Origin of the sequence: Curtobacterium sp. MCPF17_031, assembly GCF_003234035.1 — a bacterium.
Lineage (GTDB): Bacteria > Actinomycetota > Actinomycetes > Actinomycetales > Microbacteriaceae > Curtobacterium.
In genome coordinates this window covers 35252-52013 of sequence record NZ_QKSG01000012.1, presented here as the reverse complement: position 1 = coordinate 52013, position 16762 = coordinate 35252, and the positions used below count along the sequence as shown (strand labels likewise).

Below are 16762 nucleotides of genomic sequence, written 5' to 3'. Positions count from 1 at the left end.
CGAGAAGGATCGAATGGGCCGGTTAGGTGCCTCCTCACAGATCACGGCAGGTGCGCACGGCTCGGGCGGCAAGCGAGACAGTGCCGAAGAAACCGCTTCAGCTGCGTTGCGCTGCTGTGCTGCGATCCGAAAACGCGCCGGTAGCCCCTCGTCCCATCGTGACCGCCCGAAACACGAGCTGCGCACGGAACGACACAATCGTCGCCGCTGCATCGGCACGGAACGCAGCCTCGTCCTCAGCGGTTGTGCGGTCAAGGTAGGTCTGCACGTTAGGTGGGAGCCCAGTGACCGGTGCTCCGAGCCGAGCCCCGATGTACAACAGTGCGATGAGGAGCGGACGATCAGCGCCGCGGCGGCGAGTGCCAACCAGGAGCCCTGCGTGGCCGAAAGCGATCTGTCGCTCCACCGCCAAATACGCCTCCCGGTGGGCGTCGGAAAGTTCGTTGCCTGCGGCAAGTGCAACCCAGAGCTGATCGAGGGCCGTGACCAGGCTGGCAGCCTCTTGCCGCAGGCTGCTCATCCGACCGCCAGCGATCCCGAAGACGAACGTGGCGACAGCGACCGCTGCGCCCAGCGGGGCAGCGAGACCGCTACCGGTCGGTGCGATGGAACACGCGATTGCGGTCAGCAAAGTCCCGCTGGCCAGCCAGAGAACGAGAACCGTTGCGACGTTGAGCGAATACGACCAATGGCCGGTGCGCGCGCTAAGCAATGGTGGCGCGCACGCCCGACTCCCGAGCGCGAAGAAGCAGGCGGCGCCGGCCTGCAGTGTGGCGATGAGAAAATCCTGCCGCATGTCATCGGCGCCGGAGAGCACGGTGATGACCGTAGTGTCGAGCGCCCAAACAGACATCGCAACAGAAGCCGCGAAACAGAACGTGTAGGCCGCGCCGATGAGGACGTCGCGGACGATGTCGAGTGCGACGGAGAAGCTGGTTCGTCGGGCGTGGGCGAGGAGGTAACACGCCGTGAGCAGCACGCCACTAACGCCCACCGTTTGGATGACCTCACGGTGAGTGAGTGCGCCGCTAACGACAGCGCTTGCGGCCCCGATCAACACGACCACCAGGAGCGCCCGGGTGCGGCGTCGAAGCGCGACCGTTGCTTGCGTTACGCGTTCTGGTCGAAATCCGGCTGCGGCGAGTCGCTGCACCGCATCGGAAAGCGTCCACGGGACGGATCTGTGCATGACGGCAGTATCGCCTGAGCGGAGACGGTAATTCGACGTGGGCCGGCGAGCACGAGGTGCTGGGGTTCGCGCCGCTACGGCGGGAGGGTCACGACTGCCGGATGAGGGCGCGGCTGCTTCGGAGGAATGACGCGGCGAGGGTGTCTTCATCGTCGAGGTAGCCAGCGACCATCGCACCATCACGCAACAGCATCAGATCGGCCGCCACTCCCGACGCATCCTCCAGATGGAGCGGTCGGATGATTTCCTCGAAGGTTGACTTGCACCAGGAGCGATGGTGCTGAACGGTCTGTCGCACGGCGCTTGCAGGGTCCGGGTACTCGGCGGCGGCATTGATGAACGGGCATCCGCGAAAGCCCGGCTCGCACGCCATGGTTCCGAGCGCGCCTGCGATGAGTTGGAAGGCGCGGTCTGGATTGCCGTTGGCGTGTTCGATGGCTGCTCCAATGCCGTCGCGCTCCAGCTGCGCACGGCGTTGCAAGTGCGCGACGACGAGTTCGTCCTTGCTCTTGAAGTGCCGGTAGAAGGTCACCTTCGTGGTACCCGCGCGCTCGATGACCTTGTCGACGCTCACCGCGCGAAGGCCCTCTGCGTAGAACAACTCCGTTGCGGCTTCGATCAGTCGGTCTCGCATGGGCGCCTTCATCGACCCGATCATAAACGGTCCTCCGTCCCCACTTGCGCTCATCTTCCGACTGTGCCTACTCTTCGTAGAGTGACTAGTCATTCTACCTCGCTACAGCAGCGAGCGCGACCCGGCTGTCCAGCTCTCGCCGCTTCGGCGTCTCACCTTCAGAAGGGTTTCTCATGACTTCCTCTCCCGTCCCGCAGTCCGCGGGGATCGCCGCCCCGCTGCGGAACCTCTACTTCCTCCGCTCCGCATTCCAGCTCGTCTGGGCACTCGTGCTGATCATCGCCGGCTCGGCGACCGGCCTCAGCCCGCTGACGATCACGCTTCTGCTGCTCTACCCACTCTTCGACGTTGCCGCGGCGATCGTCGACCACCGCGCTTCCCGCGCGACAGGCCCCGCATCACTGCTGTACGTGAACATGGCGCTCAGCGTGCTGGCCGCCGTCGGTCTCGGCTTCGCCGTGGCCTCCGGCACCTCAGCCGTGATGGTCGTATGGGGGCTCTGGGCTGTTACCGCGGGCGCGGTGCAGCTGATCGTCGCGCTCCTCCGCCGCAAGCTCGGCGGCCAGTGGCCGATGATCCTCAGCGGCGGCATCTCCGTCCTCGCCGGAGCCGGCTTCATCCTCCAGTCGACAAAGTCCGAATCCGTGACCGGCCTCGGCGGATACGCCATCCTCGGCGCCGTTTTCTTCCTCATCTCCGCGATCCGCCTCGGCCGCGCCGCGAAGGCTGCCACCCGATGAGCGCCACCGAGTTCGACGTTGTCGTCATCGGAGCCGGGCCGGTCGGCGAGAACGTCGCAGACCGAGCAGTGCAGGGCGGCCTCAGCGTCGCGATCATCGAGTCGGAACTCGTCGGCGGCGAATGCTCCTACTGGGCATGTATGCCCACCAAGGCTCTCCTCCGCGACGTGGCGGCGTTCCGAGCGGCACAGCATCTGCCCGGCGCGTCGGCCGCGATCACGGGCACCCTCGATGTCGCGGCCGTCCTGCGGCGCCGAGACCGGTTCGCGTCCGAATGGGATGACGCCGGACAGGCGTCATGGTTGGCAAGCGCAGGCATCACGCTCATCCGTGGGCGCGGACGTATCGCTGGTCCACGAAGCGTCTCGGTGACTCAGCCTGACGGTTCCGACGTGGTTCTCACCGCCCGGCACGCTGTCGTCGCCGCAACCGGTACGAGCGCAGCGGTGCCTCCGATTCCCGGCCTGGCAGAAGCGCGTCCGTGGACCAGCCGGGAAGCGGTGTCCGCGAAGAGAATCCCCGAACGCTTCACGATCATCGGCGGTGGCGTCGTCGGTACGGAGATGGCCACGGCCTACAGCGCCCTCGGTGCGCAGGTCACGTTCATCGCACGCGACGGTGTACTTCCCAACGTGGAACCATTCGCGGCGCAACACGTCGTCGCCGCCCTGCAAGAGGACGGAGTCCGCGTCATGATCGGGGCGAACCCTACAGAGGTGCATCGAGACCAATCGGGCGTGCATGTCACACTCGCCGACGGCGAAACGATCGATGCGGACGAACTCCTCGTCGCGACCGGCCGGACGCCGAATACCGCTGACTTCGGCCTCGCTGCACTCGGGCTGCGCGATGGTGGGTGGTTGCAGGTTGATGACACCCTCCGAGTGCTCGGCGCCGATGGCAACCTCATCGACGACGGCTGGTTCTACGCCGTCGGCGACGTCAACCATCGGGCCCTCCTCACCCATCAAGGGAAGTACCAGGCACGCGCTGCTGGAGACGTCATCGTGGCACGCGCCGCCGGGGCGCCAGTCGACGACGCCCGATGGGGGCGCCATGCCGCCACGGCTGATCATGACGCCGTTCCGCAGGTGATCTTCACCAGCCCGGAGATCGTTGCCGTCGGTCTCACTCGCGCCACCGCGGCATCTTCCGGGCGGCATGTCCGCTTCGTCGAATACGACCTCGGCGCTGTCGCCGGAGCCGCTCTGCACGCCGACGGCTACAGCGGCCACGCCAGCATCCTGATCGACGACCACACCGACACCATCGTCGGGTTCACCGCGGTCGGCCAGGACGTCACCGAACTCGTCCACGCCGCCACCATCGCGATCACCAGCGAAGTGCCCATCCACCGGCTGTGGCACGCAGTGCCCGCGTACCCGACCATCAGCGAAGTGTGGCTCCGGCTCCTCGAAGCCGCGGGCCGATAAGTCGCCCTCCTCGCTCCATCACCCACCATCGAACGGACAAACTCATCATGGCCACCAAGATCACCTTCATCTTCAACAACCCGACCGACCCGGCAGTCTTCGAAGCGGCGTACGCAGACGTGGTCGTCCTCGCCGAGCAGCTGCCGCAGCTGCGCCGAACCGAGAGCGCAAAAGTGTGGCCGAAGGAGGACGGCTCAGCCACACCCGCCTACCGCACGCTCGACCTGTACTTCGACAGCTACGAAGACGCATCGGCAGCAGTGACGACTCCTGTCGCCCAGGAACTGTTCGGACGACTCATCGCCACCGACGTCCCATTCACCGGCCTCTTCTCCGACATCGAAAGCGCCTGACCGGACCCTGGCCGTCGAACACGACACGCGTGCTCGGCGGCCACCGCCCGGGTCGGTGAAACCCTGGCCACGCACGGTCACGTACACTCCGGACAACCCCGGGAGGCACGCATGATTAGCCGTGACGTCTTCATCTCGCACGCGAGCGAAGACAAAGATACCGTCGCCCGGCCCATCGACCGTGCGTTGAACAATCTTGGCGTTTCCACCTGGTTCGACGAAGCCTCCATGGTGCCCGGCGACAGTCTGACGGCCGCCGTCGGTGAAGGCCTAGCCGAGGCGGCCCTCGTTCTCCTGATCATCACCCCAAGCTTCATTGGCAAGGGATGGCCCGAGCTGGAACTGCGGAACGCGCTCGCGCAACAGGGACGGACCGGCGACCGCAAGATCGTGCCGCTGATCGACGGGGACTTCGACGAGGTCGCGAAGGCGTATCCGCTCCTCCAGGACACTCTCGCCGCACGATGGGACGGCGACGCGGACGCCCTAGCCCGCGAGATTGCCTCGCGGTTCGATCGACGGCCGGCCGAGTGGCACGCAGGCACACATCCCACCGCCTACACCGGCCCCGTCTGGTTCCGAGCCACACCCACCGCCGAGAACACCGGCACGGTACACGAGATCACGTTCCTGTGGGACGCAAACGCTTCACCACCGCCGCACCACTCAACGGACCGACGAGCTTCACGCACGGGAAAGAGGCTCCCGAGGAGGGGACCGTCCAGATCCGCGTCTACCCGCCCGCGATCGTGACGATCGGCACCGGATCCGCGCCCGACAGCGACGCCACTCCCGCCGGAGAGGGCTGGGTGAACAGCGCTGACGCCAGCACGCCACCGCTCACCCGCTAACCGCCTCGGAGCACTCTTCACTGAGGGACGGACTACTGCGGACGGTCCTCCGAATGCTCCGGATCCTCCGGGTCCTCCGAATCCTCGGCCGCTTCGATTGCCTCCTCGGCGATCTCCGCAACATCGACGGCAAGCTCGTCCTCGTCCTCGTGGGCCCCGCTCCAAGCCGCACCCTCCTCGCCGCCCCGCTCAACGTCGTCCACCCACGACTGAAACGAAACGCCATGCTTCTCAGCGAGGTAACGCACCCGGTAGACGCGGGTGGCGTCCTTCAGGGCACGGTCCAACATTTCGTAGCTCAACGCGGCCGAGAACAGACCGCCGAGCACCGGTACGAGTTGCGCGAGCCGCTTATGCGTCAGGTTCACCCCAACCTTCTCGAACACTGCTTGCACGATCTTGACGAGGACTTCTTTCTCAAGGTCCTTCCACGTCGCCCTCCGCATCATCTGCTGACTGAGACGAGCAAGCCCCGCCAGCGAAGCAGTCTTGGCCTGAAGACTTGTGGCGGTGCTGTACGACAGCGCGCCGAGGAGGAAGACCTCCTCTTCGGGCTCGGCGGGGTCATAACCGTAGTGCACCGCGACTTCCGCGATAGCCCGGCCAAGAAGTGCCAGAGACGCCGCTATATCGCTCGCAATCGCAAGGCCAATCGCGGCCGCTGACGCGCCCCCGGTCACTGTCGTCGAAACCTCTAGCCCCGTGATGACGAGTGAGGCGCCGGCGGATTCCACCGCGCCCGCGATCGGCAGGATCTGCCTCGGCCGCCCTTTGTCGAGCACCCGAAGGTCAAGCACTTCGAATAGGGACGCTTCGTCAACCTCCGGGTGCTTCGCGTGCAGGCGACGGACTCTGCGTTCATACGACACGGTCGACACAGCCGGCGCGAACACGGCGGTCGCGGCGCCACCGAGCGCGGCCTTGATGTGCTCTTCCAAGACCACGTCGACGCGACTCACGCCGGGGATGTGCTTGACGAACTCGCCTGTAGATGACGCCATCTCTGCGGCCTTGGTCGAAGCGCGGGCGCGCCAACCGCGTCGGCGCGCACGCTCGTCATCGACGAGCTTGTCCCACGCGCGCCGCTCGTACTCGGACATGCCGTCGATCACTACGTCTCCGCTCGAATTGAAGCCTCCTCGTAAGTAGACCACGGACCATGAGCCACACGACGGCTCGCAGATGCATGGCCCAAGCAGAGGAAGCCCCGCTCGTCCCTGATGGGGGCGAGTCGAGGCAGGGTCGCTGCCCGTGCGCTGAGATTCAGGCAAGGGAGGGCGCTCCGTAACGGCTGGGCTGACCGCTGGGTGGACACCTTTCGCGCAAAAGCGGCCGGTACTTGGCACCTGCGTGCCCCCCCCCCGACAGTCGCGGTCCGCGAAGTCGTTGTGAGTTCCATCAGCAGCCGGACCGACGCCCGCGCGCGTTCACCAGCGGGCAAGGGGTGGGGTCTTGGGCACGCTGCTTCACCGAAGCAGCGTCATACCTTCGCGCTACCCTCTTGGCATGGCTTTCGCGCAGACGGTGCTAGACGATGGTGCAAGGTCAGGAGTCAGCACGAAGCCCGCTGTGACTCTCAGCGCGACTGAATTAGCGCTGGCGAAGTTGACGCCCTGGTGGCGGCATCAGGTTCGGAAGTCTGGACTGGATCCAGCGTGGGAAGACCTCGCGTTCGCGCTGCAAGCGAAGCAGCCAGCGCCGATACCGGAGCTGCCCGACGGCGTGCCATTCGACGCAGCCGGTACAGACGGTCTTGCAATCGGGCAGGCGTACGTCGCGACGGTCGACCCCGCAATACGCAGCGAGCACGGGCGGCACTACACACCGCTCGTCCTGGCCGAACAACTCTGGAAGATGACGAGGAGTGCTCTCGGTTTCGGTGAGACTCCCGAGGTGGTGCCCGGTCTCGTGCGAGATCCCGCGTGTGGGGCTGGGGCACTGCTAGTTCCGGTACTGCGTGAGTATCTCCGCGCGAGGAGCGACGTCGATCCGTCGATCGTGTTGGCTGCGCTGCCGCAAGCCGTCGAGGGGATCGATACCGATCCGTGGGCTGTCTACGTCGCGAACGTAGTACTCGCGGCCGAGATGCTGCCCACTCTGGCTCGGGCTGCGTCTAGTCTGCGTCCACTTCCGGCGCTTGCTCACGTTGGGGATGGTCTCGCTGCCGACCTGGAACCAGCGCAGGTGTGCATCATGAATCCGCCGTATGGCCGTCGGAAGATGACGGACAGCGAACGGGCGCGCCTCGGCGGGACGGTCTATGGGCATGCCAACATGTACGGACTGTTCCTTGCAGCAGCAGCGAAGATGGTCGGTGCAGACGGCGTCGTCTCTGCCCTCGTGCCGACAAGTTTCACCGCCGGGTTGTACTTCTCGCGACTGCGCTCGTATCTCGCTGAGAAGATTCCACTGCATGAGATCGCGTTCGTGAAGAATCGCAGCAGAGTGTTCCGCGATGTGCAGCAAGAAACCTGCCTTGCCGTCTTTCGTGCGGGGTCACCAGCGGTGCGTGTGCACTCAATCAGCGACGAGGTCGCGGAGATCGCGAGTGTGCCGACACCGACCGGCGACCGTCCCTGGCTGCTCCCTCGGCGCGAGCAGGATGCACCGCTCGTAGCTGCCGCGTCTTTCCTGCCCAACACGCTTCGCAGCGCAGGATGGCACGCTTCGACGGGGCCGCTTGTATGGAACCGCCGGCGCGCGGACCTGCACTCCAATGCAAGCAAAGGACGTGCATATGTGCTTTGGGCGGCTGACATCGACGGTGGAAGGGTGCATCGGGACGTGGGCCGAGACCATATTCGGTACCTCTCCCTGCATGGAGAGAAAGACCGGGCTGTTAACGCGCTCACTCAGCCAGCGATCCTCGTGCAGCGCACGACTGCCCCTGAGCAGGTGCGGCGTCTCGTCGTCGCTCCATTGGATGCGGACTTGATCGCGACACTTGGCGGAGCTGTGGTTGTGGAGAACCACATCAACGTCCTCCGACCGACGAGTGACGAGCCGCTGCTGACCCAGCGCCTTCTGACGCGACTGCTCTCATCCCAGATGCTCGATGATCTACTTCGCTGCATCTCAGGATCGACTGCGGTTAGTTCGTACGAGCTTGGATCGCTCCCGCTGCCCTCAGCATCGGAGCTTGACCGCCTCGCAGCGGTAGCAGACGATGACTTCGAAGCGGAACTCGCGCGCGCCTATGGACTGCCGCTAGCGTTCTAGCGTGCTGCTACCAGTCGTTAGTGTTGTCGAGAGCCAACGACGGCTCGCGTTGATCTTCCCGCGGACCAACTTCGACGCGGCGGTGAACAGCCCGCTCGCCGCCGCCGCTGTCGCGGGACTGGTGTACGCCGGCGCGGTCTACGACGAAGACGCAGCGCCGGACGGGCAGCGATGGGGCCGTCCATCGATGGTTACTTGGCTCAATGACGACATCATGACACGAGACGCTCCAGCAGAACGGGACGCCTGGTATCAAGCCGCGATGGAAGCGTCGGCTCGTCGAGCTGTCGAGACCCTCCTGTCCAGGTGGGGAGCCTCCACCGAGCGCCGATACGCGGACAACACGCGAGAGACGTTACGAGACGAGACGTTTCGGAAGTGGCGCACGTACGGCGCCGCGATCAAACGGACTGACCTGCCCACCACTAGTCCACTCCCACGATGGGCGCTCGCGAAACCGTTCGCCGAACTCTTCACACCGTCAGAGGATGACGCCGACCTTCACCGTCGCATCGACTCCTGGCGTGATAACCATGCGAGCCAGGCTGGCCGTCTCCGCGCGCTTGCGGCGCAAGCACATGCTCGGGCAGCGACCGGGGCCGGTGTCGACGTTCGTCTTCCGAACGGACAGACCCGCTCCCTTGAGCCCGGTGTCGCATCAAACATCCTCAAGGGAGTCGTCGAGGAGTGGGCCACCCGCAAGCTCGACTCGCCACTCGTTCTCACCATCTCCGAGCCCGGAGACAAACTCTACGTCGCGGATGGAGAGCTGCTGCGGAGTATTGGGGTGCGAATCGACACGAGCAACCTCCTGCCAGATGCACTCATCGCAGATGCGCGAACCGATTCCGAGGCGGTTCACTTTTGGATGATTGAGGCCGTCGCCACCGACGGACCCATCGATGACGAGCGTAAAGCGAGACTCACCGCGTGGGCGGGAGCGCAAGGAATCCCGCCTCAATATTGCCGGTTCCTTACCGCATTTGCATCGCGCAACGCCCCCGCAGCCCGAAAGCGATTGAAGGATCTCGCCGACGGTACTGCGGCCTGGTACCTCGACGAGCCCGATAGTGAACTCAACTGGGCGCCGATCACCAACGGCTGATGCTTGAAGGTGCCCCGGCGAGGGGCAGGGGAGGCGGGCTGCCATGATGGATTCGTGACCCCCGAACTGCAGCACCGGGTGGCGACGGTTTCGTTACGCCCCCCGCGAGTCGCGATCCTCTTCATGCAGCAGGCTCGCGGCAGGATTGGGCGAGGCTAGGAGCGGGCCAACTCGGCGCTATAAGCTGCACTCGGAATCGACAGACCTTAGCGATGCTTGTTTCCGCGGAGAACTAGTAATGACGAAAGGCTGCGCGTCGCCAGCCGAGCATGTCTGGTGACCCTCTCGTCCAGCCGACGCACTGCGGCGAGCAGCGGAACCGGCCGCTGCAATCGCCCCGCGGGGAGAATTGGAACAGTTGATGACTCGTATGGATGTTGTTGACGTCGGTGACGGCGCCTGCAGTGTGGTCGACAGTTTGCGCACTTCTTCGATGATGGTCATCGACTGCGGCAGTCTTTACGACGTCTCCGGCGCAATGTCGGCTCGTCGGCTCGCAAAGTCGATCCTGCCGCGTATATCGCGACTGCAATGCCTTGCGGTGTCGCACTTCGACGCCGATCACTGGAAGGGCCTCGCGGCGCTGCCAGCATTGCTGCCGCAGGCAGCGGTCATTCGTGGGACTCTCGACTTCATATACCCGGATCTGCCCGCGACGGCCCGCTGGGTGCCCGCTTTGCTACAAGCTCTAGCGACGCATATGCCCGCGTACCCGGCGGGCAGCATGGCGGAGGTAGTTGACGCTTGGGCGGCGCGAGGGGTCCGGCTGCAGCCCTGCCCAAAGCACGCCGGGCAGTCTTTCCACGCGGCAGGCCAGGATTGGAATGTGCTCTGGCCGCCAGCCCTGTTACCCGTCGGCTGGGGGCGGCGAGCAACAGCCCTCATTCGACGTGCTCGGGAATTGGCGAACCGTCCGGAGAACGACTGGCTCAACGATGCGTTCGAGAAAGCCTACGGAAGATCCTGGGGCGCCGACATCGATCTCGACGTCAGCGAACGCAACGCCTTCGATCCGTGGGAGCGGGCTCAGAACGACCTCGCCGGACCATTCGATGAGTCCGAAGACGCGTCCGAAGACGCGTTCGATGACGACGGCGACAACCGTGACGACGGCGGCGAGTTCGAGGACGCCAGCCAGCTAGGGGACTCCTTCGGCACCGATGCACGGGTCGGGACCAGCGGAAAGACAACCGTACCCGAACCGATAAAAGACCTGTTCGGTCGCCTGCAGGGGTTGAACAACGAGCTGAGTCTCGTACTTTCGAGCGGTAGCGGTCGACTCCTTGCAATGGGAGATGTGAAGGGGTTCGGCCTTCGACGGACGCTCCAGCACCCCAAGCTGAGGGCACGCTACATGACGATCCTCGTTCCGCACCACGGCACGATTGCACCAACTGCTCGCCAAGCATCCCTCCTACCTCAGGCCTGTTGGTTGGTTGCGCAGAACGGTCCGATTCACCACCCGCGGCTCAGGCAGGCGTACATTTCCCGGAGCGTTCGATGCACCTATCACGAAGGCGATATACATGTCTGAGGAGGGCGTGCGCATGCCCGACGCCTCCCGCGGTGATGCCACTGGGCCAGAGTGGCTTCGGGGCGACGGAAGCTGTCGTCGTTGTCATGAGCCGTGAGATTACCGGCGAGTTGAAGCGCGAAGGTGTGAACGCGAACGCGGCCGCGTCGGATACGAAGCCATCGACCTCAAAGGTGATCGTCAGCCAGCCTGAGCGGACTGTGTGGCTACCTGCCCGCGCAAGGGCTAACCCAGCCGTGGGTCCTGAGGTGCAAGAGCGCGATTTACGCGCGCGGGTCCGAGGCGGTGTCCTCGTCTCCCATGGGGAGTTGTGACACCTCGGCGTTCTCGGGAGCGGGTACCAGTTCGGTCGCGACGTTTTCGATCCCGTCGACGTCACGCACGCGGTGTTCGCGCAGCGCATCCTCGGGAAGCCGCTTGAACGGCGCGAAGTCCGACTTCGGGAGGTACATGCGAGATGGCCAACCGTCAGACTCCAGGCATGCCTTGCATAGGGCCTCAACGTCGACGGTGGCGGTGCTACTCATCCCTCGTATCGCTTCGTTCACGGCATCTTCGAATTGCCGATCGATCGCGACCACCGGGTATCGCCGGCCACCCCACACGCCCTTAAAGTCGCGTTCGCCAAGATACGCGATGTCAGGCGATTTCTGCTGGAGTCCGCGGATGCCCCAGCTGAACGCCCAAGCGACTTCGATGCTCATCGTGAAGTAGCGCTGGTCGCATGCGGAGAGGATCCGGAACCCGGTATCGATGCTCGGTCCGATGTAGTCGTAGATGAACCGGTCGCGATCCCGTTCTCGCAGCGCGTCATCGTTGAGGTCGAGGACATCGCGGGAAGAGGTTTCCGTGAACGGGTCCAGTGGAGCGGTTGCTTGGGTGTCGGGACCAGGGAAAGTCGCGATGAAAGCGCCACCTTTTGTTTTCAGCGGCACGTCTGAAAGCGACCGTTCCTCGTACTGGCGCATCGCCGCCAGCCATGTCCGTACCGCGTCCACCATCCCAAGCGACATCAAAGTCGCCCTGAGCGAGGCCGAGATCGATGACGAGGTCAGCATCGACTACCTCGCGGGTACGGTCCGGCTGCCTGCCTAAACCAGGTCGTGGGGGAGAACTTGCTGCCCGCGCATCTGGAGCGCTGGTGGACGCAGCGGCAACCGCTGCCAAATGGACTGCTGGTCGGTCTCGACGGCTCGCTCGTCGACCGTGATCGGATCGTCCCTCGCTACACGCGCGTCAGCGGGGTGCTACGAGATCCGGGCAGTGTGAAGGACCACCGCTCCGAGAGCGAAGTCGACCGCGGCCGGCTCGCCTACTCTCCTGAACTGCGTCGACTGGCTGGCGTCACGCAAGTGGTCAGCCCCAACCTCGAAACCGCGAACATGCACTCGCGCGGCTCCCACAGCTACAAAGTCGCACAATCGCACGAGAGATCGCCGAACACGTCGCGCGGCGAGCAATCACTGACGCGAGTGTTGCGGATGTGGTCCTGAACTTCGGGGGTCTCGACATCACGGCATGCGAGACAGCTGGGCTCGCGCACGACCTCGGACATCCCCCCTTCGGGCACGTGGGCGAGCACATCCTGGACGAACGCCTCCGCACCGAAGCGGTAGGCGACTGGGATGGGTTCGAAGGCAACGCGCAAACGATGCGCATTGTGACGGTACTTGCACGGCGACGACGAAACGCGTCGCTGGATTTGACCAACGTCACGCTCGCAGCAATTGCGAAGTATCCCTGGGTCAGGGACATCGAGGCCACCACTACTCCGGATGGGCATTTTCTCCCCCACGGCAAACCGCACGTGAAGTTCAGCGCCTACTCGTCCGAACGGGACGCGTTGCAGCAAGCACGCACCGCGGTCATGCCGAACGACGACGATGTCGACTACGGCGCCACGAAGGCGCGCCCGCAACAGAGCCTCGAAGCGTCAATCATGGATCTTGCAGACGACATCGCCTACTCGATCCACGACCTAGAGGACTTCTGCGTCAGCGGCACGATCAAGATCGAACGCGTCCGAGAAGAACTGTCCCGCGCCCGCCTCCAGCTGGAGGGCGGCGAGGACCTCAACGGCGACTCCAACGTCTTCGTCGACGCCGTGGCGAAGCTTCAGCGGGACTACAAGCAGTTTGATCAGAATTCGTTTGTCGCGGCGATCAGCGAGGTATACGGACTGTTCGACAGGATGAGCAGCAACCCGGGCGGCACCTGGACCCCCGGCGACTTCGAACTCATCGTCCGTCAACAGCTCAGCCACAAGGTGGACCGCTTCTTCGGAGCTATCCGATGCGACAATGAAGTCGGCATGCCGCCCGTGTACCTCGGTGAAGCGCCCTGGCATGAGATGCAAGTGATGAAGCTCATCACCAAGCGCTTCCTCGTATCCAGCCCGGCAGTCGGACGGCTGCAGCGCGCGCAAACCGCGGCGCTCAACTCGCTCTTCGACAACCTCGTCGCATGGGTGCGTGAAGCCACCGACCTTCGCACGTTGCCGCCAAGCCTGCAAGACGCCCTCCAGGTCAACGCGGCCGTCTTGCCGGAGGGTGAACCGCTCACCCTCGGCCACTACCGTGGGATTCGCGACTACCTGTGCGGTCTGTCCGACGCGCAGGCCTTCTCGATCTCGCAGTGGCTCTCCGGAATCGCCCTGCCCGGCGCCAGCCTCAACGACCTGCCCAGCGCCTGATCGAACAGGTGGCGGCATCGACCGCGCGCCACCCCGACGCGATCTCGCGTCGACGATCCACCGTTCCCGCAGTCGTCCGCCCGCCGAGTGGCGGTCCGTCGGCCGCATGTGAGGATCGGAGAGAATGGTGACGTGGGAAACAACGTGCAACGGCGGCATCACACCGTAGCCCGGGTGCTCCTGCAGGGCTTCGCCGATGGCGCCGGGCAGCTCCTGCAACTCCACCGGTCCGGCGCGGAGCACCGCACTGCCACCACGAACGCGTCCGTCCGCGGTGAGTTCTACACGGTCACGATCCACGGGGAACCGAGCACCGTCGTAGAGGAGTGGCTCGCGACGGACATCGAGGATCCCGTCGCGGAGACCCTCCTTCGCGCTCGGACCGAGCACACCGTCAGGACAGAGGATCGGAGACCCCTCGCGCGATTCGCGGCAGCGAGCCTGCTTCGCACCCAGGCTGCCCGCTCCCAACTGCTGCGGATCGGCGACGACGTTGGACCGCTCACCCTCCTGCACTACGCGCTCGCACAGGAGCCCACACTCGGCGACCTCACCGACCCGACGCAACGATCACAGATGATTGCTGAAGCCACTGCCGCCTACAAGCGCCTCTCCCCATTGACTGACAACCCCAACGCGCTTCTGCGCGTCGTGTTGCGCAAGACCGATGAACTCGCGCAAATGCTCACCGACTGGGAGTGGACCGTGCACCGCGGCAAGCACCCCGTTCTCCTCACCGGCGACAGCCCAGCCGTCACAGTCCGCACGAACACTGTCGGCTGGGACGGAGCACTCCCGGCCGGCGCACCGGTGTTCCTCCCGATCAGCCCCACCCACCTCATCGTCGGCACCGCGCCAGAACATCGCTTCGGGGTCACCGTCGCATCGCCCGCTACCCTCACTGACGACATGGCCTGGGCAAGTAACAGCTGCATCATGCGTGAGGCCGCCGAGTCGGTGTTCCGTCACCCAGCTACGTCTCTTCCGCCCATCGCATTCCCGCCGACCGCTGAAGTCCTTCCGGAGCCGGCCGTCACCTGGAGCGTGCCCGATCCGGCAGGCTCGGACGTTGGAGGTATCGTCACCGACGCGGATCTCCCTCCGGTTGAGGACGCAAGAATCGCCGCGCTACTCCGCGCAATCCAGAACGTCGACTGGCCCAACGGCAGCTGACACCCGTCAGCGCAGGCGGGGGCCCAGCCGCGCGCAACGAACCCGTCAGCGCCCGGGGCCAAGATCACCCGGTCCCACGAGGTGAGGCGACGGATGGGCGTCATCCTCGCGGCGGGTTCGGGTCGTTCCCGTACGAGTTCTTCTCGCCAACCGCCCCGTCGAGCTTGCTGATCGTGTGCTCGACACCACGAGCCTTCGCCATCCCTCGACCAACGGCCTGCTGCTCAGCCTTGGTTCCGCCCGCGTGGGCAGCGCGCCTGCTGCCCTCAACCTTGGACTTCCAGACACCATCTTCGTTGTAGGTGCGGATGTCGCCCTTGGCCATGATGCACCCCTCTCTCTCCGGGTTACGACCGCCTCCCTTCAAGCGCCGAACGGTAGTCGGCGTCGCTGCATCGTCGAGTCAGCAGCGCCCAAGACCTGCTGGATTCGATGTGGCGGGGTCATCAACGGGACTCTCCTCGGGAGGCACGGGGTCGGCCGGCGTCACCCAACTACCGGCAGAAACCACGCCACGTCGGGCTGTCGGTAGCGCACCATTTTGGTGGCCCCGAGATCGTCATGACGAAGTCGGTCTGCTCGACACTTGCACGATGCGGGCGCCCCCACGCCCTGCAAGCATTCCGATTCGGACACGCTCATTCGGCTGCGCCGCGCAGGGTGGTGTCGCTCAACGCCGAGCCCGAGATGCGCCCCAGCGATAGCGGTGTCGGACAGAGGCTGGTCCGTGCGTGATTGCCGAGCCTGGTGGGGTCGCGTCAGGGGGCTGCGATGGCCAGATCCTGCTGGAACTCGCGGATTATGACACGACATGGACCTGTCACTTGGCGCCGGAGCCTGCTATACGAAAAACGGATTACGCATTACAATCGGGGCATGCAGCATCGGCATGAAGCGGCAACCCGAACGTGGTCCAAGACGTTGTTCAACGACGTCCACTTCCTGCGTGTGGCCACCGCGATCGGCCAGGGGCCAGCAGAGACGGACGCGACCGTCCTGCAAGCGGACCTTAAACTGACTCAGCCCGCTGTCCGCCGCGTCATCGTGGACCTCGAAGGGGTGCGGCTGCTCGATCGGCTAGACCGTGTGAGCCGGACCGAACCTCAACGGTACCGTCGTGCCGAGGGGCACCCATTTTGGGCCGCGGCGTCCGCGCTGTTGAACGCGGCGATCGAGGTAGAGAGGTGAAGGACGTGCATCTGGAAGCAGTCGCGCTAGGTGACGCCGCGAAACTGTTGCCCGGCGAGATGCTTTGCCGTCACACCGCCGACGTCTTCGGCTCCCGCATCACGGTTACGTACGCGGTCAACGCGGAGGAGCATGCACGACGCGAGCAGGTTGGCACGGCTGCGATCGAGGATGAACGAGCACTCGCGATGCTCTTGGCTCTGCCGACAGACGACCTTGCCCCAGTACCACCACGCTTCGTGGATGTCGCGATCGACCTGGCATCGCATTCGGCTAGCACGGTGGACATCTTCGCCGACCCTGATGGCGACGTGTGGGCTTGCCGACGTGTGGACGTCCCCGTTCGGGTCGTCGAGATCGAGATCGCTTCTTCGCGATGGCTGTTAGCCATGCGGGCAGCCCACCGATGGAACGGCTACGGCCCTCGGAAAATTGTGATGGCGGGGGGAGTGCCGGATGAGTTGGCCGCCTCCATCGAAGCCAGCCACTACGGCATCGGACTCACCATCGAAGATGGCAGCGGTGCCCGCGTCATCATCGACGCGGACACGTTCAACCCGCGACGATTCACCGCCGCTCGCTGGCTCTTCGCCGAGACGGTCTACCGACAGTTCGTTGACGCTGTCCGAAGCTGACCTGTTCCCGAACGGC

At 64.8% G+C, this 16762-nt stretch carries 17 protein-coding genes; 12 read left to right on the top strand and 5 right to left on the bottom strand.

The window, feature by feature from the left end; translation table 11 throughout:
* Nucleotides 1–97 precede the first annotated feature (97 nt).
* Entirely contained in the window at nucleotides 98–1189 is a 1092-nt protein-coding gene (locus DEJ31_RS15295) for a hypothetical protein (protein ID WP_146243178.1), read from the bottom strand.
* A gap of 88 nt (nucleotides 1190–1277) precedes the next feature.
* A complete protein-coding gene (locus tag DEJ31_RS15290; protein ID WP_258366332.1) occupies nucleotides 1278–1835 on the bottom strand; it encodes a TetR/AcrR family transcriptional regulator in 558 nt (185 codons plus the stop codon).
* A gap of 161 nt (nucleotides 1836–1996) precedes the next feature.
* Between DEJ31_RS15290 and DEJ31_RS15285 the strand changes: the two genes are divergently transcribed.
* From DEJ31_RS15285 to DEJ31_RS15270, 4 genes are all read left to right on the top strand, one after another.
* Nucleotides 1997–2563, top strand: coding sequence for a hypothetical protein (locus tag DEJ31_RS15285; RefSeq protein WP_111122293.1), 567 nt, complete (start codon nucleotides 1997–1999; stop codon nucleotides 2561–2563).
* On the top strand, nucleotides 2560–3996 hold the full coding sequence (locus DEJ31_RS15280) for an NAD(P)/FAD-dependent oxidoreductase (RefSeq protein ID WP_111122292.1): 1437 nt from the start codon (nucleotides 2560–2562) through the stop codon (nucleotides 3994–3996). The genes DEJ31_RS15285 and DEJ31_RS15280 overlap by 4 nt, the downstream gene beginning before the upstream one ends.
* Before the next feature lie 47 nt (nucleotides 3997–4043).
* Nucleotides 4044–4349 carry an EthD family reductase gene (locus tag DEJ31_RS15275; RefSeq protein WP_111122291.1) on the top strand — a complete coding sequence of 102 codons (306 nt, stop codon included), beginning with the start codon at nucleotides 4044–4046 and terminating at the stop codon, nucleotides 4347–4349.
* Between the two features lie 111 nt (nucleotides 4350–4460).
* Complete coding sequence (locus DEJ31_RS15270; protein ID WP_111122290.1) at nucleotides 4461–5102, top strand: toll/interleukin-1 receptor domain-containing protein; 642 nt, start codon at nucleotides 4461–4463, stop codon at nucleotides 5100–5102.
* Between the two features lie 130 nt (nucleotides 5103–5232).
* Here DEJ31_RS15270 and DEJ31_RS15265 read toward each other — a convergent pair whose 3' ends face one another.
* Entirely contained in the window at nucleotides 5233–6312 is a 1080-nt protein-coding gene (locus DEJ31_RS15265; protein ID WP_111122289.1) for an EcsC family protein, read from the bottom strand.
* 394 nt (nucleotides 6313–6706) lie between these two features.
* On the opposite strand from DEJ31_RS15265, the gene DEJ31_RS15260 reads away from it, so the two are divergent.
* The 3 genes from DEJ31_RS15260 (at nucleotide 6707) to DEJ31_RS16995 (ending at nucleotide 11058) form a co-directional block, all read left to right on the top strand.
* The gene (locus DEJ31_RS15260) at nucleotides 6707–8419 is read left to right on the top strand and encodes an Eco57I restriction-modification methylase domain-containing protein (RefSeq protein WP_111122288.1); all 1713 of its coding nucleotides are present in this window, start codon (nucleotides 6707–6709) and stop codon (nucleotides 8417–8419) included.
* Between the two features lies 1 nt (nucleotide 8420).
* Entirely contained in the window at nucleotides 8421–9524 is a 1104-nt protein-coding gene (locus DEJ31_RS15255) for a BsuBI/PstI family type II restriction endonuclease (protein ID WP_111122287.1), read from the top strand.
* 361 nt (nucleotides 9525–9885) lie between these two features.
* On the top strand, nucleotides 9886–11058 hold the full coding sequence (locus DEJ31_RS16995) for a hypothetical protein (protein WP_146243177.1): 1173 nt from the start codon (nucleotides 9886–9888) through the stop codon (nucleotides 11056–11058).
* Between the two features lie 263 nt (nucleotides 11059–11321).
* On the opposite strand, the gene DEJ31_RS15250 is transcribed toward DEJ31_RS16995, so the two are convergent.
* Nucleotides 11322–12116: a hypothetical protein gene (locus DEJ31_RS15250; protein ID WP_111122286.1), complete on the bottom strand. Its 795-nt coding sequence runs from the start codon at nucleotides 12114–12116 to the stop codon at nucleotides 11322–11324.
* Nucleotides 12117–12161: 45 nt separating this feature from the next.
* Here DEJ31_RS15250 and DEJ31_RS16990 point away from each other — a divergent pair, with 45 nt between their 5' ends.
* From DEJ31_RS16990 to DEJ31_RS15240, 3 genes are all read left to right on the top strand, one after another.
* Complete coding sequence (locus DEJ31_RS16990; protein ID WP_146243176.1) at nucleotides 12162–12551, top strand: hypothetical protein; 390 nt, start codon at nucleotides 12162–12164, stop codon at nucleotides 12549–12551.
* Nucleotides 12479–13750, top strand: coding sequence for a dGTP triphosphohydrolase (gene dgt, locus DEJ31_RS15245; protein ID WP_111122285.1), 1272 nt, complete (start codon nucleotides 12479–12481; stop codon nucleotides 13748–13750). Before DEJ31_RS16990 ends, dgt begins: the two co-directional genes overlap by 73 nt.
* 132 nt (nucleotides 13751–13882) lie before the next feature.
* Nucleotides 13883–14923, top strand: coding sequence for a DUF4238 domain-containing protein (locus DEJ31_RS15240; RefSeq protein ID WP_181433545.1), 1041 nt, complete (start codon nucleotides 13883–13885; stop codon nucleotides 14921–14923).
* Nucleotides 14924–15023: 100 nt separating this feature from the next.
* On the opposite strand, the gene DEJ31_RS15235 is transcribed toward DEJ31_RS15240, so the two are convergent.
* A complete protein-coding gene (locus DEJ31_RS15235) occupies nucleotides 15024–15248 on the bottom strand; it encodes a DUF2188 domain-containing protein (protein ID WP_111122283.1) in 225 nt (74 codons plus the stop codon).
* 551 nt (nucleotides 15249–15799) lie between these two features.
* On the opposite strand from DEJ31_RS15235, the gene DEJ31_RS15230 reads away from it, so the two are divergent.
* Nucleotides 15800–16111 (top strand): hypothetical protein, encoded by a 312-nt coding sequence (locus tag DEJ31_RS15230; RefSeq protein WP_111122282.1) that lies wholly within the window; start codon nucleotides 15800–15802, stop codon nucleotides 16109–16111.
* Nucleotides 16108–16746 carry a hypothetical protein gene (locus tag DEJ31_RS15225; protein ID WP_111122281.1) on the top strand — a complete coding sequence of 213 codons (639 nt, stop codon included), beginning with the start codon at nucleotides 16108–16110 and terminating at the stop codon, nucleotides 16744–16746. The genes DEJ31_RS15230 and DEJ31_RS15225 overlap by 4 nt, the downstream gene beginning before the upstream one ends.
* The last annotated feature ends 16 nt before the right edge of the window (nucleotides 16747–16762 follow it).

What these genes read in the sequence shown, in the direction of transcription:
- DEJ31_RS15295 (WP_146243178.1), bottom strand. Translation starts at nt 1,189, where the DNA reads ATGCACAGATCCGTCCCGTGGACGCTTTCCGATGCGGTGCAGCGACTC.
- DEJ31_RS15290 (WP_258366332.1), bottom strand. Translation starts at nt 1,835, where the DNA reads ATGAAGGCGCCCATGCGAGACCGACTGATCGAAGCCGCAACGGAGTTG.
- DEJ31_RS15285 (WP_111122293.1), top strand. Translation starts at nt 1,997, where the DNA reads ATGACTTCCTCTCCCGTCCCGCAGTCCGCGGGGATCGCCGCCCCGCTG.
- DEJ31_RS15280 (WP_111122292.1), top strand. Translation starts at nt 2,560, where the DNA reads ATGAGCGCCACCGAGTTCGACGTTGTCGTCATCGGAGCCGGGCCGGTC.
- DEJ31_RS15275 (WP_111122291.1), top strand. Translation starts at nt 4,044, where the DNA reads ATGGCCACCAAGATCACCTTCATCTTCAACAACCCGACCGACCCGGCA.
- DEJ31_RS15270 (WP_111122290.1), top strand. Translation starts at nt 4,461, where the DNA reads ATGATTAGCCGTGACGTCTTCATCTCGCACGCGAGCGAAGACAAAGAT.
- DEJ31_RS15260 (WP_111122288.1), top strand. Translation starts at nt 6,707, where the DNA reads ATGGCTTTCGCGCAGACGGTGCTAGACGATGGTGCAAGGTCAGGAGTC.
- DEJ31_RS16995 (WP_146243177.1), top strand. Translation starts at nt 9,886, where the DNA reads ATGACTCGTATGGATGTTGTTGACGTCGGTGACGGCGCCTGCAGTGTG.
- DEJ31_RS15250 (WP_111122286.1), bottom strand. Translation starts at nt 12,116, where the DNA reads ATGCTGACCTCGTCATCGATCTCGGCCTCGCTCAGGGCGACTTTGATG.
- DEJ31_RS15235 (WP_111122283.1), bottom strand. Translation starts at nt 15,248, where the DNA reads ATGGCCAAGGGCGACATCCGCACCTACAACGAAGATGGTGTCTGGAAG.
- DEJ31_RS15230 (WP_111122282.1), top strand. Translation starts at nt 15,800, where the DNA reads ATGCAGCATCGGCATGAAGCGGCAACCCGAACGTGGTCCAAGACGTTG.